This window comes from Aurantiacibacter hainanensis (assembly GCF_036321025.1).
GTDB classification, from domain to species: Bacteria; Pseudomonadota; Alphaproteobacteria; order Sphingomonadales; family Sphingomonadaceae; genus Alteraurantiacibacter; species Alteraurantiacibacter hainanensis.
Genome location: NZ_JAZAPB010000002.1, coordinates 21710 through 45638 on the forward strand (window position 1 = coordinate 21710; position 23929 = coordinate 45638).

The following is a 23929-nucleotide window of genomic DNA, read 5'->3' on the forward strand; positions in this document are numbered from 1 at the left end:
TTCGGTCGCGATCAGCGTCGGGAGGCGGGATCGGGAAAAGAGATGGTGCTGCTGGGGAGGATTGAACTCCCGGACGCCTCGAGCTAACCCTTCGAAAACAGTGATTTATTTTTCGCGGCTGTCATCGCTGTAATGGCAAACTGTAAAACCCCGGTCAAGCGTGTTGGCTCTGGTTACAGGAAGTCCCCTGCTAGCGTTCTCGGCGGGGAGGCGGCGGTCTAAAGTTGGGGTTCATCGGATCGCACCGACCGGCCCAGATTTTCCAAGCGTCTGCAATCCGCATCGCCGCGATCCCGGCGCAGAGTGCTCCGACCCCGGTTGTTACCGCAGCCACCATGAAAGCAACCTCTATCATCCCTTCGGCTCCTGCGATTGGGTGTCACGGTCGCGTGACGCAGTGCGGCGCTCTGCCTCGCGGTCTCGGTGGATTTCAGCCCACGTTTTCAGGTCCCAGACTTGTCGGATAATCGCCGAGACCGGTAGAAAGATGCCCGCGCCGAACTCCTCGGGCGAGGTGCTGCCCAGCCCATCAAAAAACTTACCACCCTGGTGGCCAAACTCTATGCGCCAACTCTGATCGGAACGAAATCCGAGGAGCCAGCTGTATTCGTCAGAGTAGCCGGGCGCGAGGACGCCGAACACTAGGTCGCCGTAAAGCCTAGCCTCCGTTTCTCGGTTCGGCCCCATTGCATCGGCGACCGCTATGATGGCTTCCGCGGTGGAGTAGTCGGTGTTGTTCTGCAGGAGTTCGTCTGTAATCTCGGCTTCCGTGGTGGCGGGCCTTTCAGCCATTAGCCAGTCGATGTAGGCTTGTCTCGAAAGGCCCGACGGTCGTTCCTCGGCATGCTTGCGCTGGCGAACCATAACGGTCGAACCGCTCCGAAACTGGTGAAGTTTGGTCGCGAGCCTTGCCGCTAGAAAATAGTCGCCGGGGTGCAACTCCCCTCCCTTCCCAAGGTCAGCCGCACGTTGGAGTAGGTCGGCCAGCGGGCGCAAGACCGCGATGTTTAGTCCGAAGGGGCGTAGCTGGGCCAAGATCGCAGCTATGTTTACTTGGATGAAATCAAACCTTCGATGGCTTCCGCGGCCCTCGCCCCCCTCGGTGGGGATGAGTAAGCGTTCACGGCTCCAATAGTTGAGCGTCGTGTCATCCAACCCGACAAGCTGACCAATCTGCTGGCGGGAATACAAGGAGCTAGTTGGGTCCATGCCTTCTTCTTACACGCATGATGTGCGTATGTAAACGCATGATGTGCGTTAGGTACTTGACGGCCTAGAAATGGGGTTCTCACATGAAGGGGGCCATCCCAACGTATTCATGCAATCTACCCCCGTAGGGGTGCACCTCAGCTCCAAGGGCGCTGAGCCTTGGCATCTCTGGGTCGGCGTGCTGGACCGGCTCACAAGGCGTACCTAGGTAGCTAGGCTCACAACATAGCTTGACAGGAATAATGAGCTAGGCATATGAGCCACCTCACATGCAACCCTAACTTGTGAGCCTAGCCCTATGTCCCACCGCATCGCATACTACCGTGTCTCCACCAATGACCAATCCATCGAGGCCCAGCGCAAGGTAATGGGCGGCCCCTTCGATCAGGAGTTTTCCGACGAGGGCGTGAGCGGCGGGGTGATGGCCGCCAACCGTCCGGGGTTCGCCGCCATGCTGGACAAGGTTCGCAAGGGTGACACCGTCCATGTCTATGCCGTGGACCGTCTCGGCCGCGATGCTATCGATATACAGACCACCGTGCGGAACTTTATCGAGAACGGTGTTACTTTGTACGTTCATGGCCTCGGGCCGATTGCCCAAGGAGTTGGTGAGATTATCTTGGCCGTCCTGGCACAGGTGGCACAGATGGAGCGCCGCGGGATCGCCGAGCGCACAGCAGATGGACGCAAGGCCGCTAAGGACGCCCTGAAGGCCACTGGCAAGACCCACCGGGGCAAGGACAGCCTTGGCCGCCCATTTGCCGCCAATGCCCGCGACGTGGCCGCATGGCGCAAGTCCAACGAGGCCAGCATCAGCGAGACCGCACGGCACTTCAGCATCTCGCCCGCCACCGTAAAACGGTATTGCGCCGCCACCTGACGCTGGTCTCGTGCTCGTGCGGGGTTGGCGACGCTCGACCGCCTTGCCCCAAAAGCGGACCAGCCGCTAACGACCCGATTGCGGACATTGTTCGACGACAGTTTTCCACCTAGCTTGAAACCCATGTCGCAATCGACCGCTTCACTGAAAATGCTAGCCTTCGCGATCATTGCCATCTCAGCAGTGTTTTCCGGCGACGCCTCATTGCCCTTTCGACTTCTCTGGTGGGCCATTGCCGGTTACTGCGGGTTGCGATACATTATGATCGCTGGGAAACGCCGGAAATGCGGACACGGTATGGTCTCGCAGTCTGGACCAGTCTGGTATCCATGGATCATCGATCCTTGTCCTAAATGCGGCGCGGCAAGTTTCGGCAAGTAACGCGATGCTGCAAGGTTCAACGTCCGCTTTCCACCCAGAACCGGCCCCAAATCGCGCCCAATCGGTATCCTGAAAGCTGACGGTCTGCTTTGCTGCGTAACCAGCCGAGAGCAGCTGGTCAGCTAACGACCCGATTCCGGACATTGCAATCAAGTATTCAGTCGGGCTTAGGCGGCGCTTCGATCTCGCCAATAATCTCTGGGGAAAGGTCCATCAGGATTTTCCGCCCATGGCTCCTATTCTTCCAGCCAAATCTCCCTTGGGCCATAAGTCTGCCAAGATACCACTTTGCACCTGGGTGGCCTGCGTCCATTGCTTCCTCAAGCAGTTCGCGCGCACTATCAAGTTGTGCGCGCGCTTGGGACGATTGTAATCGATACCAGGCCAACCAGAACTTTGCGGGCGCCCAGCCACTCGCTACTTGAGGTGTTAGAGCCTCCTCAACACCAGTGTGATCGTCCTGCTCTGCGAGAAGTTTAGCAAGCCTAAGGGCCGCCCATTGCGATCCTGATCTTTCCGCTGATCTATGCCAATGGATCGCCATTGCGCGATTTTGTTCGACATCCTTTCCAGCCAAGTAGTGCCATGCAACTTCGTTCATCGCGAAAGCCGACCCATTCTCGGCAAGTTCCTTCCAAATCGGGAACATCGCCTCCGTCGCCTCGGATTTTAGCTCAATTGCACGCTCCAGTGCTGGGCGGTTGGGGTCGCTTTCGATTATTCCCGCTGTGTTCGAGTGATCAGCATCCCATTGATGGGTTCTCTTCCAGTTCTCATGAATTGGGTTGCGCCCATTAGTCGCGAGCTTCGCAAAAAGCCTTCCCAACGTGAGATCAAACATCTTGTCGAAGCGGATCACCGGTCTTTCACTGCCTTACTCTCCTCCACCTACTGCCTAGAGGCAGCCTCGTCCGCTTGCCACCCAGAAGCTGACCAGCCGCTAACGACCTGATTGCGAACGTTGACCCTAGATGGCAGACTTGCGGAATGGTTCGCATAATCCCAGCCACCCTGTTGTTCTTAACGGGATGCGTAAGCGGCGAAGCGAACGATACCCTGCCTAATGGCTATCGTTTCGTCGAGTTGTCCGACGGAAACGGCGCTATTGTGTCCGACGAAGGTGACTTCGCGGTCTATCCAAACGTCTTGGAATATCGATTGGAAAATGAACGGGTCGTAGGAAAGCGCGTATTGGCAACAGACAACACCGATTATTCGCACCCCTTCACAGAAGGTCTTGGATATTTCGTCTTCGACACCCGCACTGGCGAGCTAATCCAAGGCCTTTCGAAGCCGGAAGTCGAGTGACTGCTTCCCACCCCATCGCGGCTGACTTGCTCAGCCTGGCTGCGTGCCTGAAACCCGACCAGCCGCTAACGACCCGATTGCGGACGCCGCATCCCAGAGCTATCCATTGGTAAGACAGTGCGTTTTCGAGGGCCGAAAGAGATGTGGCAGTTCGCGATCATCACCGTCACGGTGCCCTTAAGTATCTTGATAGGTGCGTATCTTGCTCGTTGGGTGGCGTCACTCTTCGTTACTGATTACTCAGCTTCGATCGCGGGCTTTTCCTTCGTCCTAGGTGTCAACATAACCGGGGCACAGCGTTTCGCTGACTTATCGCTCGGTCTGACCGCCTGGATTATGCTCGCTCAAATTATGGGCCTGGCCTGTGTGTTCTTCATTTTCTTTCGGCGAGAACTGCTCGGAGCTGAAACTGTTCGACGCTCCCGGTAGCTAAATGTCGGCTTTCCACCGAGAAGCTGACCAGCCGCTAACGACCCGCTAGCAGACATTAGCGTTCTCGGTATGCTAGCGGCATGCCCGAAGCCCAAGATAGTTCACCAGATGCTCAAACTCGGCGTAACCTTCAGTCGGACCTTCGCTTCAGTTGGGGGTGCCAGCTAGGGTTTGCGATCTATGCTTTGGCGTTGTTCTTGCCGCTCGGGCTGCTGTCTCTTTTTTCCGAGAGCATGCCTATTTTTCACCTGACCTCTTCGATCTTCAGCATTGCCTTCGCCGTCGCTGCAAACCTCTACCGGAAGAGGGCTGAAGAGCAGACCCTACGCAGAGCGGTTGCCGCGTGGGTGGTCGTCATCGCGCCGATCTTTGCTCTCATTTTTCTGTTGTTAGGACTGTCGCTAATCTTCGACTTCTAAAGTCCGCTTTCCACCCATAAGCGGGCATGGCCGTTGCGCTTCGCCGTTCCTGATAACGGACTGGCAACTATGCATCAGCCTGGTCCAGAACCGGACCAGCCGGTAACGACCCGATTGCAGACGATTGAATGGGTTGCCATACGAACGTGATCGCCTCTAGCTTCTGAGAGCAACTTCCGTGAGATTCCACAACTTGAAGCCAATACCTGCAATTTGCATTACACTGCTGGCCGCCGGTTGTGCATCCACGTCGCCGTCGACCGATCAACCCGTCGATCATGCAGCCTCGTTTTTGGCAGCGGTGGAAAATAGAGATCAGGCGACCTTCGCTCGGCTAGCTCAACCTGACATTCGGGAGTTCGTGCCAGGGGACACCCCCGGCACGCATCGATTCGAAGAGCTCACGCTTGAACGCATGGCCCAATTTCTTGCTCACTGTGATGTTACAAATTTGCGTGAGTGGGCGGGTAGCGTCGAGTTTGATACCGAGTGTCGTTCTCCTGCCAAATCAAGCGCGTCTTACTTTGTGTTCCGCGACGGCAAGATTGCGTTGTTCTACCCCCTAACTCAACCTCTAATGCAGGCTTCGAACTAAGGCTCAGCCCGAAATTCTGAGCCCAGCCTCACGATATCGAAGGGCCGAGCAATGTCCGCTTTCCACCCAACAGTGGACATTCGCGCCCTGCCCACTGGTTCGCCAGAGCGGACGGTGAGGCAGGCTGGGTGAGCTTTTCACGCCTCGGGACTAGCCCCGCTTTAAACACCCCGCTCAGCCCGGCTGGGAAGCCCCAGGAACGCAATACGAGAACGCCCCGCTACTGCCCCAGCCAAGGCATGTCCTGTGCACTCCACGGCCAAAAATCCGGCACCTGCCGTGAGAGGGTCCGCAGCCATCCGCGCGAGCCATCTGTCTCATTTTCCGGTCGACCGTTCCCCCTCTCCATTTCGATACCGTCTTAACACAGATGTGCTTCGGCACTCGGTCCGGCGGGACCATAAACACGATTGCGCCCGCGCTGCCGAAAGGTGGAAGTTTATAGCGGGATGGATCATGCGAGCTGCACCGGCCTTTGGCCTGCCGCATGGTTGGGCGCACCGGGGTGCACTCCAAAAGCGACCGACGAGCCTCAAGGTGATGTCATCGCCGATACCCTCATGGGTGTCGATGGAACGTCTATCAGGTGAGGACGGTAAACCTAGCCATGAAACCCAGCGGTCGCTGCATCACCCGGATGCCACGATAGACGCTCCTCTCCATGCTCTGCCTCAAACGGCACGACCGTGGCGATCCCAAGAACCGCAGAAAACTGCCGTTTTTGGGAGCGGGAAGGGGGGTAGGGGGGATGGGCCGGGGTGATCCAAAGCTCACTCCGAGTATCCTAAGGTGATATAGGGCTTATGCCCCTTCCCTGAGGAGATTTATCCCGAGGGTATCCTCTAGTGGTTCCATGCTGGATGCCCCCGCGGCACCATCAAGTCGGTAAGCGGGTAGCTTCTCAATGGCGTTCCTCATGGTAACCAAAGGAACGCTACCGTACTTTCTCCCCTGATTCGGTGGTGCATGTCCCTGTATCTTGTCCGCAAGGTACTCGGGTATCTCCAACAGTCGGGCTAAAGTTTTGAAGCGGTGCCGCCAGCCGTGGTTGGGAGAATATACCTCGGTCACGCCTAGGGTACGCACCCACTTGGCAAGGTCTGCCGCCCTGATTTTTGACCCGGGGTTCACCGCGTTGCCTGCACCCTCGCGGAAAAACAGCGGCGTGGTGTCACCCGCTTTCGCCAACCTATGGAAACCCTGCTCAATCAGATGCGAGTGCAAGGGCACTGTACGGGCTTCACTGGTCTTGACCCCGCCTTCTGCCTCCGGCGTGATGTGGATGCACCAGATGCCTTGATCCTGCATGATGTCCATCGCACGGAGCTGGGTAATCTCCCCCACCCTTGCACCCGTGTATGCACACAACCAAGGCACCCAGCGTCGGGCAAGAGCATGTTCGCTCGCCAGTCGAGGGGGATGAGGCTTAAGCGTCGCGGCCAAGATAGTGTTTGCTTCGCGGTCGGTGAGGTCGGGGTCCCGTAGCTTTATCGCCTTTGGTGCTCGTACCTTCAGGCCGGTGACCGGATTGGCAGGAATAGTTCCGTCCTCGTACGCAATCGAGAAGGCCGCCCGGGCCGCTGGCAGGTAACCGTCCACGATTGTCTTCTTGCTCAACCCCTGTGCCACGAGCGAGGCGGTCCACCCGTTAAGGTCAGCTCTCGTCACCCGGCCAGCATCTTCATGGTCTAGGTGCTGGATGAGCTTCTGCACTACGCTCCGCCATTTGCTGACAGTCTTGGGGTTAGCGGTCCCGCTTGCGGCGTATCGCTCGAACAGCGCGCCGAGAGCCACAGGAGGCTTCGTTCGAGGTGCCCGCTGGGTCGGGATGCTCAGCGCTTGATTTCCGGCCTCCATTACCGTCACAGCGCGCCTGAGCTGCTCCAGCTCGGCGTCCTTCTCTTTCAGCAGGTCGATGGCGGCTGCCTGCTCCGGTTCCAGTTCCGCTGTGCTCGTGCGCCGCCGCTTGTGCCACAGCGTCCGGAGGTCACTCCGGGCCTCATGGCGTAGTCGCCTTTCCTCGGCCAATGCGTGGACCGCCGCTGCCTCCTCGCGCTCTCGGCGAGAAGTGGCATCGACCTCGGGTGCTGTCAGACCTGACGATCCCAAGGCGGCCCGCGCCTCGTCAATGAGGGTGTCGGTCTCGATTTCATGGGGGCGCAAGCATCGCTTGGCCGTCTCGCGATCCTTTGTCCTGAGGCTGAACTTCCATTCGGTCCTCGGTTTTCCACTGTTCGTGAAGAAATGCCCGACAAGGTCCTTGGGGACGGCGCGGCGGAAATAATAGGTCGCACCGACCTGATCGAGGTATGAGCACATGGGTAAGCCTCCGTTACAAATGTAACAGCCAGCTGTCAAAAACCGTTGTTTTCCGGGGGTTTGCCGGTCCCCCAAGGGGGAGAGTGGTGCTGCTGGGGAGGATTGAACTCCCGGCCTCACCCTTACCAAGGGTGCGCTCTACCACTGAGCTACAGCAGCATCCGGGCCTAGACCGTAAATCGACTGTCGATAGGCAGGCGGGCGCTATTGTCGCGAAGGGAGGGAAAGTCAAGCCAAGCTTGAGCCGCGGCGCGCCTTGGGCCAATAATGTGGCGCATGAGCAAGGATTTGACCCGCGAGGAACGCCTCGCCGCGCAGCTTCGCGCGAATCTCAGGCGGCGCAAGGCCCAGCAGCGCGGTCTGAGCGCGCGCGGGGAAGAGGCGAAACCGGACCTTTCCAATAAGGCCGACGAGGGCTAGTGCCCGCCATCCCTCAACAGGAAAGAGACGACCCGTGCCCAAGCTGATCCTCGTGCGCCATGGCCAGAGCGAATGGAACCTCGCCAACCGATTCACCGGCTGGTGGGATGTCGATGTCACCGAAAAGGGCGTTGCCGAAGCGAAGGAGGCGGGCCGCCTGCTGAAGGAAAAGGGCGTGCTGCCCACCGTCGCCTTCACCAGCCTGCAGAAACGCGCGATCAAGACGCTGCACCTGGCGCTGGAGGAATGCGACCGCCTGTGGATCCCGGAAACCAAGGACTGGCGCCTGAACGAGCGCCACTATGGCGGGCTGACGGGACTCAACAAGCAGGAAACCCGCGAGAAGCACGGCGACGAGCAGGTGCATATCTGGCGCCGCAGCTTCGACGTGCCGCCTCCGCCGATGGAAAAGGGCGACAAGTACGATCCCGGCGCCGATCCGCGCTATGAAGGCATCGAGGTGCCGCAGACGGAAAGCCTGAAGCTGACGATCGAGCGCGTTTTGCCCTATTGGGAAAGCGACATCCTGCCGCAGCTGGAAGCGGGCGAGACGGTGATCATTTCCGCCCACGGCAACAGCCTGCGCGCGCTGGTGAAGCACCTTTCCGGCATTTCCGACGACGATATCACCGGGCTGGAGATTCCCACCGGCCAGCCGATCATCTACGAGTTCGAGGGAAGCTCTCCCGTCGGCGAACGCTATTACCTGAAGGATTCCTGACACCATGAGCGCACCTGTCGCCATCGTGATGGGCAGCCAGTCCGACTGGCCCACCATGAAAAAGGCCGCCGAAGTGCTGGACGCGCTTGGCGTGGGTCACGAGGCCCGAATCGTATCGGCGCACCGAACGCCCGATCGCCTGCACGCCTTCGGCAAGGGCGCTGCGGACGAGGGCTTCAAGGTCATCATCGCGGGCGCGGGGGGCGCGGCGCACCTGCCCGGCATGCTGGCCGCACTGACTCATTTGCCCGTGCTGGGCGTCCCGGTGCAGAGCCGCGCGCTCTCCGGTCTCGACAGCCTGCTGTCGATTGTCCAGATGCCCGCCGGCGTGCCCACCGGCACTCTCGCCATCGGGGAAGCGGGCGCGACCAATGCCGGCATCCTCGCCGCGTCCATCCTGGCGCTGGGCGACGATGCTCTGGTGCAGCGACTGAAGGACTACCGCGCGGCGCAGAGCGACAAGGTCGCGGAAAAGCCGCAGGATTGATTCCCAGTTTCCGTCAGCCCTGAACTTGTCGAAGGGCCGCCGTTTCTTCTAATCCCGCGTTCCACGATGAAAGCAGTCCCCGGACGAGCCCGGGGCGTACGGAGGTTTGTTTGCTGGCACCAGGTTCCACCATCGGCATTCTCGGCGGCGGGCAGCTTGGCCGGATGCTGGCGGTCTCCGCCGCGCAGCTGGGCTATCGCTGCCATGTCTACGCGCCCGAGGGGGACAACGTGGCGGCGGAAGTCTGCGCGTCGTATACCTGCGCCCCGTGGCACGATAGCGAGGCACTGATCACCTTCGCGCACGATTGCGACGTGATCACCTACGAGTTCGAGAACGTGCCCGTCGGTCCGCTGGCGAACCTGCCGCAGGATCTGCTCGCCCCCGGTCCGCGTGCGCTGGAAGTGGCGCAGGATCGTGTCCGCGAGAAGCGCTTCGTGCAGGACCTGGGTGGCCATCCCGCCGACTACGCCGTCATCGATCACGACAGCGAACTGGCCGCCGCGGTGGAGCGCGTAGGCACGCCCGGCATCCTCAAGACCCGCCGCGACGGATACGACGGCAAGGGCCAGTGGGCGATTTCAAGCCAGGCGGATGCCCAGGGCGTGCGCATTCCCGAAAGCGGCTGCGTCTACGAAACGCGACTGCAATTCGAGTGCGAGTTCTCGGTCATCCTGGTCCGGGGCCGCGATGGCGAGGTGCGCTTCTGGGATTCGACGCGCAACCGTCACGACAGCGGTATCCTTGCCCACAGCGAGCTGCCCGCGCCGGCCATCGTGGGCCAGCAGGTGGAAGAGGCGCGCGATCTGGCGAGGAAGGTTGCCGACGCGCTGGGCTATGTCGGCGTGCTGACGCTGGAGTTCTTCGCCACGGCCAATGGCCCGGTGTTCAACGAGATGGCGCCGCGCGTGCACAATTCGGGGCACTGGACGATCGAGGGCGCGAACACCAGCCAGTTCGAGAACCACATCCGCGCCATCGTCGGCGCCCCGCTGGGCGCGACCGACAGCGTTTCCGAGCGAATCGTGATGGACAACCTGATCGGCGAGACCGCGCTGGATCTCGCCGCCCACCTCGCCGACGGCCGCGCGCACGTGCATCTCTACGGCAAGGCCGAAGCGAGGGCAGGGCGCAAGATGGGCCACATCACGCGGGTGGGGTGATGGCCGGAAAACAGCAGCGCGACATCCTGTTCATCGTCGCCCGGGCGACCAACGGCGTCATCGCGAAGGACGGCGACGTGCCGTGGGCGATCTCGGAAGACCTGAAGCGGTTCAAGCGCCTGACTATGGGCAAGCCGATGATCATGGGCCGCAAGACCTTCGAAAGCCTGCCCGGCCTGCTGCCTGGCCGCCGTCACATCGTGCTCACCCGTCAGGAAGACTGGCAGGCCGACGGTGCGGAAGTGGCGCATTCGCCGCAGGCTGCTCTGGACATGGCGGGCGAGGGCGACCTGGCCGTGATCGGCGGCGCGGAAGTGTTCGAACTGCTGTGGGACGAAGCCACCCTTTTCGAGCTGACCGAGGTTTTCGAGGATACCGAGGGCGAGGTATCCATGCGCTCGCCCGCGGATGATCCCTCCTGGCGAGAGGTGGCGCGCGAAAGCCGCCCCGCCAGGGATGGTTTCCCGCCCTACGATTTCGTCACTTTCGAGCGGATAGCCGCCGGATGAAGCGGTTCCTGATCGGGTTCGGCGGTGTGCTGCTGGTGGCGCTCATCGTCTTCTTCGTGTTCGCCCCCGCCGTGGCGGAGCGCGACCACAACCGGATCGACGGCCAGCCGCTGCCGACTGTGAGCGAAGAGGCGCAGGCGCTTCACGACACGCTCACCATCGTCGACCTGCACGGCGATACCCTGCTGTGGAAGCGCGACATGCTCGACCCCGCCGACCGCGGCCATATCGACCTGCCCCGCCTGCAGCAAGGCAACGTTGCGCTGCAGGTGTTCTCCAGCGTCACCAAGACGCCGCGCGGTCAGAACTACGACGCCAATACCGACGAGACGGACAACATCACCCTGCTCGCCATCGGCCAGTTGCAGCCATTGCGCACCTGGACCTCGCTGCTGGAGCGGACTCTGTGGCATTCCGAAAAGCTGTCGCGCGCGGCGCAGGGCTCGGGAGGCCAGCTGGTGCTGGTGCGCGATGCCGGCGACGTGGTGCCCGTGCGCGCGCCGGACGCGGCCGATCCGCCTGTCGCCGCCCTGCTTTCGGTGGAAGGCCTGCACAATCTGGAGGGCGACCTCGCCAACCTCGACGTGCTCTACGATGCAGGCGTGCGCATGGCGGGGCTGGCGCACTTCTTCGACAACGAAGTGGCCGGGTCGATGCACGGGGTGGAGAAGGGCGGCCTTACCGCGATGGGACGCGAGGCGGTGGAGCGCATGGAAGCCATGGGCATGGTGGTCGACATCGCCCATTGCAGCCATGCCTGCGTGGCCGACGTGCTCGCCATGGCGCGCCGTCCGGTCGTTTCCAGCCACGGCGGCGTGCAGGCGACCTGCCCGGTCAACCGCAACCTGACCGACGCGGAGATTCGCGGCCTTGCGGCGACCGGCGGCGTCATCGGCGTGGGCTACTGGGAGGGCGCGGTATGCGATACTTCGCCCGCCGCCATCGTCGCGGCGATGCGCCATGTGCGCGATCTTGTCGGCGTTGAGCACGTGGCGCTGGGCAGCGATTTCGACGGCAGCGTCACCACGCGGTTCGATACCGCACAGCTCGCTCAGGTGACGCAGGCGCTGCTGGACGACGGCTGGAGCGAAGAGGAAATCCGCGCGGCAATGGGCGGCAATGCCCTGCGCGTGCTGGAGAACGGGCTGGAGCCGCTCGCATGACGCGCCTTTCCCACCGCGATCCCGTGCCGGACACCTTGCTGGGTGCCATCGTTGCGCTGGGCAATTTCGACGGCTTCCACCTCGGCCACCAGCACGTTGTGCGCGCCGCCGTCGAATGGGCGCGCGAGGAAGGCCGCCCCGCCATCGTCGCCACGTTCGATCCGCACCCGGTGCGTCATTTCGCCCCGCACGTGCCGCCCTTCCGCCTCACCACCCTCGCCCAGCGCGAGGAACTGTTCGAAGCGGCAGGCGCGGCGGCCATGCTGGTGTTCGAATTCGACGACGCGCTGGCCGCCATGTCCGCGCAAGCGTTCGTGGAAGACCTGCTGGCCGGGCACATCGGCGCGTCCGGCGTGGTGACGGGGGAGGACTTCACCTTCGGCAAGGGGCGAGGGGGCAACGTGCAGGTGCTGCGCGAAGTGGGCGAGGGATGCGGCATCGCCGCGCGCGCCATCTCGCCGGTGGGGGATGCCGGGCAGGTCGTCTCCTCCAGCCGCATCCGCGACGCGTTGAAGGCGGGCGAATGCGACGTCGCCGCGCGCCTGCTAACCCGCCCCTTCACCGTGCGTGGAACCGTGATCCACGGCGACAAGCGCGGGCGCGACCTCGGCTATCCTACCGCCAACATCGACATGGGCAGCTATATCCGTCCGCGCTTCGGCATCTACGCGGTGACGGGCCGCGTGCTTGCCACCGGGCAGCAGTTGCAGGGCGCTGCCAATCTCGGCGTGCGGCCCAGCTTTGATCCGCCCAAGGAACTGCTCGAGCCCTATTTCTTCGATTTCGACGGCGACCTTTACGGTCAGGAGCTGGACGTCGCCTTCCACCATTTCCTGCGGCCCGAGGCGAAGTTCGACGACCTCGAAGCGCTGAAACGCCAGATGGAAGAGGATTGTGCGCAGGCGCGCGACCTACTAGGTGCGCGCACCTGATGGCAGACGATACAGGCAAGCGGGACTACCGGGACACGGTATTCCTGCCCAAGACCGATTTTCCGATGAAGGCCGGGCTCCCGCAAAAGGAGCCGGGCATCCTTGCGCGCTGGGAAGAGGATGGACTCTACCAGCAGCTGCGCGAGGCGCGGAAGGGTCGCGAGAAATTCATCCTGCACGATGGCCCGCCCTACGCCAACGGCAACATCCACATCGGCCACGCGCTCAACAAGGTGCTGAAGGACGCCGTCGTCCGCACGCAGACGCTGCTGGGCAAGGATGTGCCCTACGTTCCGGGCTGGGACTGCCACGGCCTGCCGATCGAGTGGAAGATCGAGGAAGCCTACCGCAAGAAGAAGAAGAACAAGGACGAGGTTCCACCCGCCGAATTCCGCCAGGAATGTCGTGACTATGCCGCCGAATGGGTGGCCGTGCAGAGCGAGCAGTTCAAGCGGCTGGGCGTGCTGGGCGAGTGGGAAAAGCCCTACCTCACCATGGCCCCCGAGGCCGAGGCGGGCATCGTCGCCGAACTGCTGAAGTTTGCCGAAAGCGACATGCTCTACCGCGGCGCGAAGCCAGTGATGTGGAGCCCGGTCGAAAAGACCGCACTGGCCGAAGCCGAGGTCGAGTACGAAGACATCGTCTCGACGCAGATCGACGTGGCGTTCGAGATCGTCGAATCCCCCATCGAGGAGCTGGTCGGCGCGCACGCGGTGATCTGGACGACCACGCCGTGGACGATCCCTGTGAACCAGGCGCTCTCCTACGGGCCGGATATCGACTACGTGCTGGTCGGCTTCGATGCCGAACCGGAAGGATATGGCGCCAGTTCGCATCCCACAGACGAGCCCGGCACGCGTTCGCAGGTTGGGCGCATGGTCGTGGTCGCGGAATCGCTGCTCGACAGCCTGCTCGGCCGGATGCGCACGCTTGTCCATGACAAGGTCGAGGCTTCGGAAAGCGGGGACGAAAACCTTCTTGTTCCGCACGTGGTGAAGCACTTCAAGGGCTCCGACCTCGCCGGCACCAAGGTGCTTCACCCGATGCACAAGCTCGGCGGGTTCTTCGCCGAGCCGCGCCCGATGCTGGCCGGCGACTTCGTCACCACCGATGCGGGTACGGGCGTGGTCCACATGGCGCCCGACCATGGCGAGGACGACTTCGAACTGTGCAAGGCCAACGGCATCACGCCGAAATTCGTGGTCGATGACGATGGTCGTTACCGCGAGGACTGGGGCTGGCTGCCGCGCACTGACGAGCGCAATGCCTCGGTCATCAACCCGAAGTTCAACGCGCCCGACGGTCCGATCTGTTCGGACCTGCGCGAGGCGGGCGCTCTCCTCAGCGCGTCCACCGATTATCAACACTCCTATCCACACAGCTGGCGCAGCAAGGCGAAGATCATCTTCCGCTGCACGCCGCAGTGGTTCGTGCCGATGGACAAGCCGCTGGGCACCTTCGATTTCGAGGTTGCCGTGCCCAATGCCATCGGCGGTGCCGTGGCGCTCGGCACGCAGGCGGACAATACCGCCACGCTGCGCGAGACCGCCATGGCGGCGATCGGGGAAACGCGCTTCGTGCCTGCCAAGGGCAAGAATCGCATCGGATCGATGGTCGAAGGCCGCCCCGACTGGGTGCTCTCCCGCCAGCGCGCCTGGGGCGTGCCGATCACGCTGTTCGTGAACCGCGAAAGCGGCGAATACCTGGTCGACACAGCGGTGAACGCGCGCATCGTCGAGGCGATCAGGCAGGACGGCGTCGATGCGTGGACGCAGGAAAACGCCGCCCAGATGCTCGGCCCCGACTACGCGGTCGAGGACTACGAGATGGTCACCGACATTCTCGACGTATGGTTCGACAGCGGCTCCACCCACGCCTTCGTGCTCGAAAGCGACAACTGGCCCGACCTGCAATCGCCCGCCGATCTTTACCTTGAAGGCAGTGATCAGCACCGCGGCTGGTTCCAGTCCTCGCTGCTCGAAAGCTGCGCCACCCGTGGCCGCGCGCCCTACAGGCAGGTTCTGACCCACGGCTTCACCATGGCCGCCGACGGCCGCAAGATGTCGAAGAGCCTCGGCAATACCATCGATCCTCTCAAGGTGATGGAGGAATACGGCGCCGACATCATCCGCCTGTGGGCGCTTTCGGTTGACTATACCGAGGATCACCGGATCGGCCCGGAAATCCTGAAGGGCGTGGCCGACCAGTACCGCAAGCTGCGCAACACCTTCCGCTACATGCTCGGCGCGCTGGGCGAGTTCAGCGAGGACGAGCGCGTCGGCGTATCCGACATGCCCGAGCTGGAGCGCTACGTGCTGGCGCTGCTGGGCGAACTGGACGGCAGGCTGCGCACTCACGTCGCCAATTACGATTTCGACGCCTACACCCGCGCGCTGGTGGATTTCATGAACGAGGACCTGTCGGCCTTCTTCTTCGATATCCGCAAGGACAGGCTCTATTGCGATGCGCCGGGCAGCGTGGAGCGCCGGGCCTATCGCACGGTGCTCGATACGCTGTTCAATGCCCTCATCCGCTACGCCGCGCCGGTGCTGGTGTTCACCGCCGAAGAGGTCTGGGGAACGCGTCATCCCGAAGGCGGCAGCGTCCACCTGCTCGAGTGGCCGGAGATACCCGCCGCCGATGCCGACATGGGCCGATGGGACGCGCTGCGCCAGTTGCGCGAGCGGGTGATGGAAGCCATCGAGCCGCTGCGGCGCGAGAAGACGATCCGCTCCGGCCTGGAAGCCGAGGTGACCGTGCCTGCCAGCGCCGTGCCGGAAGGCTTCACTCCGGATGATCTGGCAACGCTGTTCATCACCGGCACAGTCACGCCCGCGCAAACGGACGCGGTGCAGGTCACCAAGTCCACCGATGCCAAGTGCGGCCGGTGCTGGCGTCTGCTGCCTGAAGTTTCAGAGGATGGCGATCTGTGCCATCGTTGCGAGGACGTCGTAGCCAAAATGGATGCCGCCCGATGAGCGCGATTGCCAGGTTCCGCCTTTATGGCCTGCTGCTGGCCGCGGCGATATTCGCCGCGGACCAGTGGATGAAGCATTTCGTGGTGGACGAACTGGGTCTCACCCAGCGCGGCGATCACTATCCGCTGCTGCCCTTCTTCGATTTCACCCGCACCAACAATTACGGCGTATCGCTGGGCATGTTCGAGGCGACGAGCGTGGAGATGCGCTGGATCCTCGTCGCCGCCACCGCCGCCATTGCGCTGGTGGTGCTGGTCTGGATGATGCGTGAAAAGCTGCTCGGCGACATCCTGTCGCTGGGCCTGGTGCTGGGTGGTGCGATGGGGAATATCCGCGACCGCTATGTCTACGGCTACGTCATCGACTATGCCGATTTCCACATAGGGGATTTCCGCCCCTTCCTGATTTTCAACGTCGCCGATGCGGCGATCACGATCGGCGTCGTGATTATCCTTGCCCGCGCCTTGTTCATGCGCGAGAAACCGGCCAATGAGCAGGACGCTGCAACCGAATAACTCCGAAGGCTGCGAAAGCCAGGGAAACGATATCTATGCGTAACATCATCCGAGCAACCATCGCCAGCGCCGCCGTGCTCGGCCTTGCCGCCTGTGGCGGCATCAGCATCGACCGCGAGCGTCCGGACGAATTCGCCGTGCAGCGCCAGGCTCCGCTGGTGATTCCGCCCGATTTCCACCTCGTCCCGCCCGAGCCGGGCGCCCCGCGTCCCGCCGAAGGCACCGCCTCGCAGCAGGCGCTGGAAGCGCTTTTCGGCGGTCCCGCCGCGCGCAGCAGCATCGAGACCTCGGCGCTCGACCAGGCCGGAGAGGCCGATCCCGGCATCCGCTCGTCCATCGGCGACGTGGACACCTTCACGGTGGACAAGGGCACGGCCACGCAGGCCATCATCGCCGCACCCGAAGGTGACGGACAGGCCGCGCGGGCGGTAATACCTTCCTGATCCAGCCTCGGGCACCGGCGTTCGCGTCCGGTCGCTTGGCTTTCGCCCTACCGGGCGGCGCGCAATTCGCGCGCTGTCGGTCGCTGATCGCGACCGAGACTTTCGCCGACCAAATCAATCTGTCCTTGGATCGGGCGGCGTCTATCCGACCGCAAGGGGAACGCCCGTCCGCAGCGGGCGCAGCTTGCTGCGCGTCTAGCGAGGACGATTGCGCGGAGGCGCAATCGAAAAACGAACTATCCCTTCGCCCTGCTCACCAGCAGCTTGTCGATCTTGCGCCCGTCCATGTCGACGATCTCGAAGCGCCAGCCCTGTTCGGTGAAGTGTTCTCCCTCTGCCGGGAGGTGCTTCAGAACATAGAGCACGTAGCCCGCGGCCGTGGCGAATTCCTTCGTTTCGGGAAACTCGATGTCCAGCCGCTCCGCCAGGGCATCGGCGGCCAGCGCGCCGGAGACGAGGAAACTCCCGTCCTCCCGCTCCACGAACATCGGCGTGTCGCCTTCGTCCTGGTGGCTGGCGAAGTCGCCGGCGATGGCGGACAGCAGGTCGGCCGTCGTCACGATCCCGTCCAGGTGGCCGTATTCGTCGTGGACCATGGCCATGCCGGTGCCCGACTGCTGCAGCACGCGCAGCGCGTCCATGGCATCCAGCTGGTCTGGCACCACCTCGCTCTTGCGCAGCATCTCGTCCAGCACGACGGGGCGGCCCGTCATCAGCAGCGTCAGCACTTCGCGCACCTTCACCACGCCCAGCACCCTGTCCGGAGAGCCTTCCGCCACCGGCAGCAGCGAGTGCGGCGATTCGGCGATGGTCTCGCGGATCTCGTCGTCGTCGGCGGAAATATCCAGCCAGTCGAGTTCGGTGCGCGGCGTCATCAGTTCGCGCACCGGGCGATCCTGCAACCGCATGATGCCCGCCAGGATGGCATGCTCCTGCTCCTCGATCACGCCGGTGCGCGTGGCATCGGCCAGGATCATCCGCAGTTCTTCCGAAGTCAGGTTGGGATCGCCCTTGTGGCGGATGCCGAGCGCGGAGAGGATGAAGCTGGACGAGGCATCGAGCAGCCAGACGAAAGGCGCGGTGACCCTGGCCAGCACGTCCATCGGGCGGGCCATGAAAATGGCGATCGGCTCAGCCGCGCGCAGGGCCAGTTGCTTGGGCACGAGTTCGCCCACCACCAGCGTGCAGAAGGTGGTGAGGCCGATCATAAGCGCGATGCCCAGGCTGACGGCGGTCTCTTCCTCCAGCCCCAGTTCCGCCAGCCGCTCGCCGACCGGTTCGCCCAGGGTCGCGCCCGACACCGCACCGGCGATGATGCCGATAAGGGTGATGCCGATCTGCACGGTGGAGAGGAACTTGCCCGGATCGGCCGCCAGTCGCATGGCCACCGTGGCGCTCTTGCTGCCCTTCTCGGCCGCCATGCGCAGGCGTGCGGTACGCGCGGAGACGATCGCCAGCTCGGACATGGCAAAGACGCCGTTGAGCACGATCAGAAATGCGAGCGCGGCGAGGTAATGCCAGGGAAACGGGCTCATCAGGCTTGCGGCGCTAGCAGGTTTATCGGCCGACGTGAAAGCCTTCCCTTCCAGCCATTCAAGGAACTGCCGTCAAAACGGGGCGTTTAGGTTGGCATGTGGCGCAGTTCGGGCCTGCCGCGCTGTGCGAAATTTGGAGGAAATCTCAATGAACATCAAGAAGTTGCTCGTCTCCACGACGGCCGCCGTCGCCTTGATCGGCACCACCAGCGCCTGCGTCACCGACCCGAACACCGGTGAACGCCACGTCTCGCGCACCGCCATCGGCGGCATCGGCGGGGCCGGCCTCGGCTATCTTCTGGGCGGCCTGATCGGCGGCAAGACCGCGCGCATTGTCGGCGCGGGCATCGGCGGTGCGGCCGGCGGTTATGTCGGCTACCGAATGGACGAGCAGATTCGCGAGCTGGAAGAAGTGACCGCAGGCACGGGCGTCGATGTGAACCAGACGCCCGAGGGCGACGGCATCCTGGTGAACTTTCCCGATGTCACCTTCGCGGTCGATTCCACCACCATTTCGCCCCAGATGCGCGACACGCTCGACGGCGTTGCCCAGTCGATGATCGACTACCCCAACTCGCTGATCGACGTGATGGGTCACACCGATTCGACCGGCAGCGAGCAGTACAATCTCGACCTGTCGCGCCGCCGCGCCGAATCGGTCGCCAACTACCTCGTCTCGCGCGGCGTCTCTCGCGCCCGCATCGAGACGATCGGTTACGGCGAGCAGTATCCCATCGCGGACAACTCCACCGCCGCTGGCCGTTCGGAGAACCGCCGCGTGGAAATCCGCATCACCCCGGTTACCGAGGAAGATGTCGAACAGGCTTACTGATAAAGTCTTCGAACCGAACGAAAGGGGCGGCCTGCGGGTCGCCCTTTTTTGTTGGCCCCACGCAAGCGCCCGGCAGGGCGCGTTCACGCTTGCTGCGCGTCTGGCGAGGACGCCAGGGCAGGGGCGGAAGCGAAAAACATACAATCGCGCGGAAAACTGAAACCGCCCTCTGTTGCGTTTCCATGACTCTCCGCTAGGCGGGACGCTCAAGCTGCCACACAGGGATTCGCATCCATGAAAATCATGTCCGGCAATTCCAATCTGCCGCTCGCCCGCGCGATTGCCGGTTATCTCGAAGTACCTCTCACCGATGCCAGCGTGCGCCGCTTCGCCGACGAAGAGGTGTTCATCGAGATCCACGAAAACGTGCGCGGCGAGGATGTCTTCATCGTCCAGTCGACCAGCTATCCGGCGAACGATAACCTCATGGAACTGCTGATCGGCATCGATGCGCTGCGGCGCGCCTCTGCCAAGCGGATCACCGCCGTCGTGCCCTATTTCGGCTATGCCCGGCAGGACCGGAAGCCCGGTCCGCGCACGCCGATCTCGGCCAAGCTGGTCGCCAACCTGATTACCGAGGCGGGTGCCCACCGCGTGCTGGCGGTGGACCTGCATGCAGGTCAGATCCAGGGCTTCTTCGATATCCCGACCGACAACCTCTATGCCGCGCCCACCATGGCGGCCGATATCCAGGCGCGCTACGGCGACAAGGACCTGATGGTCGTCTCGCCCGACGTCGGCGGCGTGGTGCGCGCCCGCGCGCTGGCCAAGCGCCTCGACAACGCCCCGCTGGCTATCGTCGACAAGCGCCGCGATCGCCCTGGCGAGAGCGAGGTTATGAACATCATCGGCAACGTGAAGGATCGCTGCTGCATCCTGATCGACGACATCGTCGATTCGGGCGGCACGCTGTGCAACGCGGCGCAGGCACTGATCGACCAGGGCGCGAAAAGCGTGACCGCCTATATCACCCACGGCGTGCTGTCGGGCGGTGCCGTCGCGCGCATCGACAAGTCGGCGCTGACCGAACTGGTGATCTCCGATTCGATCCAGCCGACCGACGCGGCCAAGGATTCGGGCCGTATCCGCATCCTGCCTATCGCCCCGCTGCTGGGCGAGGCGATCCGCCGCATCGCCGACGAGAGCAGCGTGTCGAGCCTGTTCGACTGATGCGCGCCGCGGTTGCCTTGCTGGCTGTCCTGCTGGCGGGGTGCGCCTCGACCCCGGGGCCTGAAAGCCGCTGGGTGCCGCCTTTCGGCGCCAACGCCGTCTTCGACACCGCACCCGGCGCGGCCCCCCGCCAGCGCCTGATCGTGAACGACCTTCGCCTGCCCGCTGGGGCGGTCGGCGCGACGCACTATCACCCGTGGGAGGAATACCTCTACGTGATAGAGGGCAGCGCCGTGCTCGACATGGAGGGACGGGAGCCCCGCACCCTCGTGGCGGGCGAGAGCGTGATCATTCCCGCCAGGCAGGTCCACACCCCGCGCGCCGGAGAAGAAGGCGTTCGCGGCATCGTCGTGCGCGTTCACGACGAAGGCGATCCGGAAAGGATCGAGGTGGGCGAATGAACCTTGCCGCCGAAATCGCGCTGGCGCACCGCCTGGCCGATGCCGCGCGGGCGGAGATCATCCCCCTGTTCCGCTCCGGCGTCGACAGCGAGGCCAAGGGCGACGCGACGCCCGTAACGATAGCCGACCGCAACGCCGAGGAGGCGATGCGCAAGCTGATCGAGGCGGAGTTTTCCGGCGACGGCATCCACGGCGAGGAATTCGGCGTCAAGGACGGTGTCTCCGGCCGCCAGTGGGTGCTCGATCCAATCGACGGCACCACCGCCTTCCTGGCCGGGCGACCGGTGTTCGGGACGCTCATCGCGCTCCTCGTCGAAGGCTTCCCGGTGCTGGGCATGATCGACCAGCCGATCAATTCGGAGCGCTGGCTGGGCGTCGCGGGCGAGGCGACCACCTTCAACGGCAAGCGCGTGGAAACGCGCCATTGCCGCGAACTTGCGCACGCCAGCCTCGCCACCACCGGGCCGCAGTATTTCAGCCAGGCGCAGGGCGATGCCTTCATGGCGCTGGCAGCGAAGACCGATCACCGGCGCATGGTGATGGGCGGCGACTGCTACAACTATGCCTGCCTCGCTTCCGGCCATCTCGACATCGTGTGCGAGGCGGGCCTCAAGCTGCACGACTACGCCGCGCTGGTCCCCGTGGTGGAAGGCGCGGGCGGAATGATGTGCGACTGGGCGGGCGAGCCTCTGCACGCCGAATCGAATGGCACGGTGCTGGCGCTGGGCGACGCCGCGCGGCTGGAGGACGTGCTCGAAGCGATGGGCGGCAACTGATGCGTCTGTTCGTCTACGGCGTGCTTATCAAGGAACTGGCGCAAGGCCGCGCCGCCGAACTGGTCGCGGCGCTGGAGGCCGGGCTGCCCGCCACCACGCGCGGCGCGCTCTACGGCGTGAAGGGCGACGACGGCGGCTGGTATCCGATCCTGCTGCCCGATCCCGCGGGCGGCGAGGTCCTTGGCGTGGTGCACGAGGCGGGCGCTGTCGAATGGCGGGCGATGGACGAATTCGAGAACGCCCACGACGGCCCCGACGCCGAGTATCGCCGCGAACAGATCCCGGTCATGCTGCCCAACGGCCTCGTCGTGGATGCGCAGGCCTACTGCTACGCGCGCCAGGTGCCGGAAGGGGCGGTGCCGATCGAGGGCGGCAGCTTCGCGGCCTGGCTGGAGGAAACGGGACGCAAGCCGATCGCGGCGCGCTGACTTTCCTACAGCTGTCGGTGCCGGCAAACCCGCGAATCGCTCTTTCCCATCGCGGGCGCCCTCGCGGAGATACAGCGGCAACCCGCCGCATGTGCTTCATCAACCAGCTTGCATTCTCGCATGTATTCGCTATGTGCGCGGCCTTCACCGACACGTGATTATCTGCCGGTCTGGCTGAAAGGGCTGCCAGGGCTGGTTCGGACGTGTCTCTGACCAAGGAGATGAAAATGCCCAAGCTGAAGACCAAGAGCGGCGTCAAGAAGCGCTTCAAGCTCACCGCTTCCGGCAAGGTCAAGCATGGTGTCGCCGGCAAGCGCCACCGCCTGATCAGCCACAACGCGAAGTATATCCGCCAGCAGCGCGGGACCAAGGTTCTTGCCAAGGCCGACTGGGCCGCGGTGAAGAAATGGGCCCCCTACGGCCTCGATTGAGCCGCAGCCAAGGAGTTATAGGATATGCCTCGCATTAAACGCGGCGTCACCACGCGCCAGAAGCACAAGCGGATTCTCGAACAGGCGAAGGGCTATCGCGGCCGTCGCAAGAACACGATCCGCGTCGCCCGCCAGGCCGTCGAGAAGGCCGGCCAGTACGCCTACCGCGACCGCAAGATCAAGAAGCGCAACTTCCGCGCCCTGTGGATCCAGCGCATCAACGCGGCCGTGCGTCCCGAAGGGCTCACCTACTCGCAGTTCATGCACGGCGTTAAGCTCGCCGGTATCGAGCTGGACCGCAAGGTGATGGCCGATCTCGCCATGAACGAAGCGGATGCCTTCCGCGCGATCATCAAGCAGGCGAAGGACGCGCTGCCCGCGGCCTGATTTCTGCCTGCATTTCAGGATTGAAGGGCGCGGATGGGGCATCTCATCCGCGCCCTTTGTCTTTGTTGCCTCCAAAACCGATCATTCTCCCCTGATCGAATCGCGAAGCCTGTTGTTATTTATTCGAATCTTGGCGTAAACTTCGTATCCAGCGCGGTTGAATTAGCGCGCCGATCAAGACAATGGGGGCAATCATTTCCGGGTATCTTCTTCAAGACTGCAAGGTCGAGGTGAAGGCCTTTGCCTTGCCGAAGAAGCTGCAGCCCTATTTCAGCGCGCTTTACCATTTTGTTGTCGAAACCCCCGAAAATGTGGCCGTCGGAGATTGCCACTATCCGGACTGGGCCGGGATGCATTTCTTGGTCGATGGCGAGCCGCACCGCGTGACGCTGGGGTCAACGAAGGTGGAAGCCTGCCCCGATTTCGTGGCCAACGGTCCCACCAGCCGTGCGCTCAAGTTGGACTTGCACACCTCCCGCTCCTGGAGCGTGGGTCTCAATCCGGTGGGCTGGACCCGTTTCGCCCACGGCTCTGCGCGGGACATCGCAAACCGCATCGTCGATGCGGCAGACCACCCGGCGTTCGAGAGGCTTGCCCCCATTCTCGACCTGGTGCGCGAGGATCCCGCCGATGTCGAAGGCACGGCTCGCCGGATCGGAGACTTCCTCTGCGCGAACCGGTCCTCGCGCAATCCGCAGGAGAAGCAGGTTGCCGAAATTCATGCGGCGCTGCAGGATCCGGCCATCGGCGATGTCGAATGCCTGGCCGAGAGCGTCGGCGTGAGCCGTCGCACGCTGGAGCGCCTCGCATCCCGCTATTTCGGCTTTCCTCCGAAGACGCTGCTACGCCGCCAGCGCTTCCTTCGCAGCCTCTGGAAATTCACCGACAACCCGGGCCGCAAATGGAGCGCATCGCTGGATGGACAATATGTCGACCAGGCTCATTTCGTGCGCGATTTTCGTAGTTTCATGGACATGACGCCCAGCGAATATGCCCAGATGCCCCACCCCTTGCTGAATGGTATCTTCGCCCGGCGGCTGAGCGAACTCGGCGCCCATTCTCGCGAGACCTGACGAACCCCGCCGATTTAGGGCT

26 protein-coding genes and 1 tRNA gene are annotated in these 23929 nt (G+C 63.2%); 22 read left to right on the plus strand and 5 right to left on the minus strand.

Translation table 11 applies throughout. The features are described from left to right. Window positions 1-351: 351 nt before the first annotated feature. Window positions 352-1209 (minus strand): MerR family transcriptional regulator, encoded by an 858-nt coding sequence (locus tag AAA989_RS07575; protein WP_338242226.1) that lies wholly within the window; start codon window positions 1207-1209, stop codon window positions 352-354. 298 nt (window positions 1210-1507) lie between these two features. Between AAA989_RS07575 and AAA989_RS07580 the strand changes: the two genes are divergently transcribed. Then, complete coding sequence (locus tag AAA989_RS07580; RefSeq protein ID WP_338242228.1) at window positions 1508-2089, plus strand: recombinase family protein; 582 nt, start codon at window positions 1508-1510, stop codon at window positions 2087-2089. A gap of 538 nt (window positions 2090-2627) precedes the next feature. Here AAA989_RS07580 and AAA989_RS07585 read toward each other — a convergent pair. Then, complete coding sequence (locus AAA989_RS07585; RefSeq protein ID WP_338242229.1) at window positions 2628-3329, minus strand: SEL1-like repeat protein; 702 nt, start codon at window positions 3327-3329, stop codon at window positions 2628-2630. A gap of 128 nt (window positions 3330-3457) precedes the next feature. Between AAA989_RS07585 and AAA989_RS07590 the strand changes: the two genes are divergently transcribed. The 3 genes from AAA989_RS07590 (at window position 3458) to AAA989_RS07600 (ending at window position 4629) form a co-directional block, all read left to right on the plus strand. Then, complete coding sequence (locus AAA989_RS07590; RefSeq protein ID WP_338242230.1) at window positions 3458-3778, plus strand: hypothetical protein; 321 nt, start codon at window positions 3458-3460, stop codon at window positions 3776-3778. A gap of 141 nt (window positions 3779-3919) precedes the next feature. After that, entirely contained in the window at window positions 3920-4207 is a 288-nt protein-coding gene (locus tag AAA989_RS07595) for a hypothetical protein (protein ID WP_338242231.1), read from the plus strand. An 83-nt stretch (window positions 4208-4290) separates the two neighbouring features. Further along, window positions 4291-4629, plus strand: a complete 339-nt coding sequence (locus AAA989_RS07600) for a hypothetical protein (protein WP_338242232.1) — start codon at window positions 4291-4293, stop codon at window positions 4627-4629. A 1396-nt stretch (window positions 4630-6025) separates the two neighbouring features. On the opposite strand, the gene AAA989_RS07605 is transcribed toward AAA989_RS07600, so the two are convergent. Together AAA989_RS07605 and AAA989_RS07610 are read right to left on the minus strand one after the other, a co-directional pair. Beyond that, on the minus strand, window positions 6026-7543 hold the full coding sequence (locus AAA989_RS07605) for a DUF6538 domain-containing protein (RefSeq protein WP_338242233.1): 1518 nt from the start codon (window positions 7541-7543) through the stop codon (window positions 6026-6028). An 84-nt stretch (window positions 7544-7627) separates the two neighbouring features. After that, a tRNA-Thr gene (locus AAA989_RS07610) sits at window positions 7628-7702 on the minus strand. Window positions 7703-7819: 117 nt separating this feature from the next. Here AAA989_RS07610 and AAA989_RS07615 point away from each other — a divergent pair. From AAA989_RS07615 to AAA989_RS07660, 10 genes are all read left to right on the plus strand, one after another. Further along, window positions 7820-7963: a hypothetical protein gene (locus tag AAA989_RS07615; RefSeq protein WP_338242234.1), complete on the plus strand. Its 144-nt coding sequence runs from the start codon at window positions 7820-7822 to the stop codon at window positions 7961-7963. 34 nt (window positions 7964-7997) lie between these two features. Next, on the plus strand, window positions 7998-8684 hold the full coding sequence (gene gpmA / locus AAA989_RS07620; RefSeq protein WP_338242235.1) for a 2,3-diphosphoglycerate-dependent phosphoglycerate mutase: 687 nt from the start codon (window positions 7998-8000) through the stop codon (window positions 8682-8684). Window positions 8685-8688: 4 nt separating this feature from the next. Continuing rightward, the gene (purE, locus tag AAA989_RS07625) at window positions 8689-9171 is read left to right on the plus strand and encodes a 5-(carboxyamino)imidazole ribonucleotide mutase (RefSeq protein WP_338242236.1); all 483 of its coding nucleotides are present in this window, start codon (window positions 8689-8691) and stop codon (window positions 9169-9171) included. 110 nt (window positions 9172-9281) lie between these two features. Further along, window positions 9282-10334, plus strand: coding sequence for a 5-(carboxyamino)imidazole ribonucleotide synthase (locus AAA989_RS07630; protein ID WP_338242238.1), 1053 nt, complete (start codon window positions 9282-9284; stop codon window positions 10332-10334). Next, on the plus strand, window positions 10334-10843 hold the full coding sequence (locus AAA989_RS07635) for a dihydrofolate reductase (RefSeq protein ID WP_338242239.1): 510 nt from the start codon (window positions 10334-10336) through the stop codon (window positions 10841-10843). Before AAA989_RS07630 ends, AAA989_RS07635 begins: the two co-directional genes overlap by 1 nt. After that, entirely contained in the window at window positions 10840-12006 is a 1167-nt protein-coding gene (locus AAA989_RS07640) for a dipeptidase (RefSeq protein WP_338242240.1), read from the plus strand. Before AAA989_RS07635 ends, AAA989_RS07640 begins: the two co-directional genes overlap by 4 nt. Continuing rightward, complete coding sequence (locus AAA989_RS07645; protein ID WP_338242241.1) at window positions 12003-12938, plus strand: bifunctional riboflavin kinase/FAD synthetase; 936 nt, start codon at window positions 12003-12005, stop codon at window positions 12936-12938. The genes AAA989_RS07640 and AAA989_RS07645 overlap by 4 nt, the downstream gene beginning before the upstream one ends. Continuing rightward, complete coding sequence (ileS, locus tag AAA989_RS07650) at window positions 12938-15916, plus strand: isoleucine--tRNA ligase (protein WP_338242242.1); 2979 nt, start codon at window positions 12938-12940, stop codon at window positions 15914-15916. The genes AAA989_RS07645 and ileS overlap by 1 nt, the downstream gene beginning before the upstream one ends. Continuing rightward, a complete protein-coding gene (lspA, locus tag AAA989_RS07655; protein WP_338242243.1) occupies window positions 15913-16431 on the plus strand; it encodes a signal peptidase II in 519 nt (172 codons plus the stop codon). The genes ileS and lspA overlap by 4 nt, the downstream gene beginning before the upstream one ends. A gap of 35 nt (window positions 16432-16466) precedes the next feature. Next, the gene (locus AAA989_RS07660; RefSeq protein ID WP_338242244.1) at window positions 16467-16874 is read left to right on the plus strand and encodes a DUF3035 domain-containing protein; all 408 of its coding nucleotides are present in this window, start codon (window positions 16467-16469) and stop codon (window positions 16872-16874) included. 236 nt (window positions 16875-17110) lie between these two features. Here AAA989_RS07660 and AAA989_RS07665 read toward each other — a convergent pair whose 3' ends face one another. Continuing rightward, window positions 17111-18409, minus strand: a complete 1299-nt coding sequence (locus tag AAA989_RS07665; RefSeq protein ID WP_338242245.1) for a hemolysin family protein — start codon at window positions 18407-18409, stop codon at window positions 17111-17113. A 148-nt stretch (window positions 18410-18557) separates the two neighbouring features. Here AAA989_RS07665 and AAA989_RS07670 point away from each other — a divergent pair, with 148 nt between their 5' ends. The 8 genes from AAA989_RS07670 to AAA989_RS07705 all read left to right on the plus strand — a co-directional run bounded on the left by AAA989_RS07670 (window position 18558) and on the right by AAA989_RS07705 (window position 23907). Next, the gene (locus tag AAA989_RS07670; RefSeq protein ID WP_338242246.1) at window positions 18558-19241 is read left to right on the plus strand and encodes a YiaD family glycine zipper/OmpA-like lipoprotein; all 684 of its coding nucleotides are present in this window, start codon (window positions 18558-18560) and stop codon (window positions 19239-19241) included. 234 nt (window positions 19242-19475) lie between these two features. After that, the gene (locus AAA989_RS07675; protein WP_338242247.1) at window positions 19476-20411 is read left to right on the plus strand and encodes a ribose-phosphate pyrophosphokinase; all 936 of its coding nucleotides are present in this window, start codon (window positions 19476-19478) and stop codon (window positions 20409-20411) included. Next, window positions 20411-20812 carry a cupin domain-containing protein gene (locus AAA989_RS07680; protein WP_338242248.1) on the plus strand — a complete coding sequence of 134 codons (402 nt, stop codon included), beginning with the start codon at window positions 20411-20413 and terminating at the stop codon, window positions 20810-20812. Before AAA989_RS07675 ends, AAA989_RS07680 begins: the two co-directional genes overlap by 1 nt. Beyond that, complete coding sequence (locus tag AAA989_RS07685; RefSeq protein ID WP_338242249.1) at window positions 20809-21588, plus strand: inositol monophosphatase family protein; 780 nt, start codon at window positions 20809-20811, stop codon at window positions 21586-21588. Before AAA989_RS07680 ends, AAA989_RS07685 begins: the two co-directional genes overlap by 4 nt. After that, window positions 21588-22016, plus strand: a complete 429-nt coding sequence (locus AAA989_RS07690; RefSeq protein WP_338242250.1) for a gamma-glutamylcyclotransferase family protein — start codon at window positions 21588-21590, stop codon at window positions 22014-22016. The genes AAA989_RS07685 and AAA989_RS07690 overlap by 1 nt, the downstream gene beginning before the upstream one ends. Window positions 22017-22243: 227 nt before the next feature. Next, a complete protein-coding gene (gene rpmI / locus AAA989_RS07695; RefSeq protein WP_338242252.1) occupies window positions 22244-22447 on the plus strand; it encodes a 50S ribosomal protein L35 in 204 nt (67 codons plus the stop codon). A gap of 24 nt (window positions 22448-22471) precedes the next feature. Further along, window positions 22472-22834 (plus strand): 50S ribosomal protein L20, encoded by a 363-nt coding sequence (gene rplT / locus AAA989_RS07700; RefSeq protein WP_338242254.1) that lies wholly within the window; start codon window positions 22472-22474, stop codon window positions 22832-22834. A 350-nt stretch (window positions 22835-23184) separates the two neighbouring features. Next, window positions 23185-23907, plus strand: coding sequence for an AraC family transcriptional regulator (locus AAA989_RS07705; RefSeq protein WP_338242256.1), 723 nt, complete (start codon window positions 23185-23187; stop codon window positions 23905-23907). Window positions 23908-23929 lie beyond the last annotated feature (22 nt).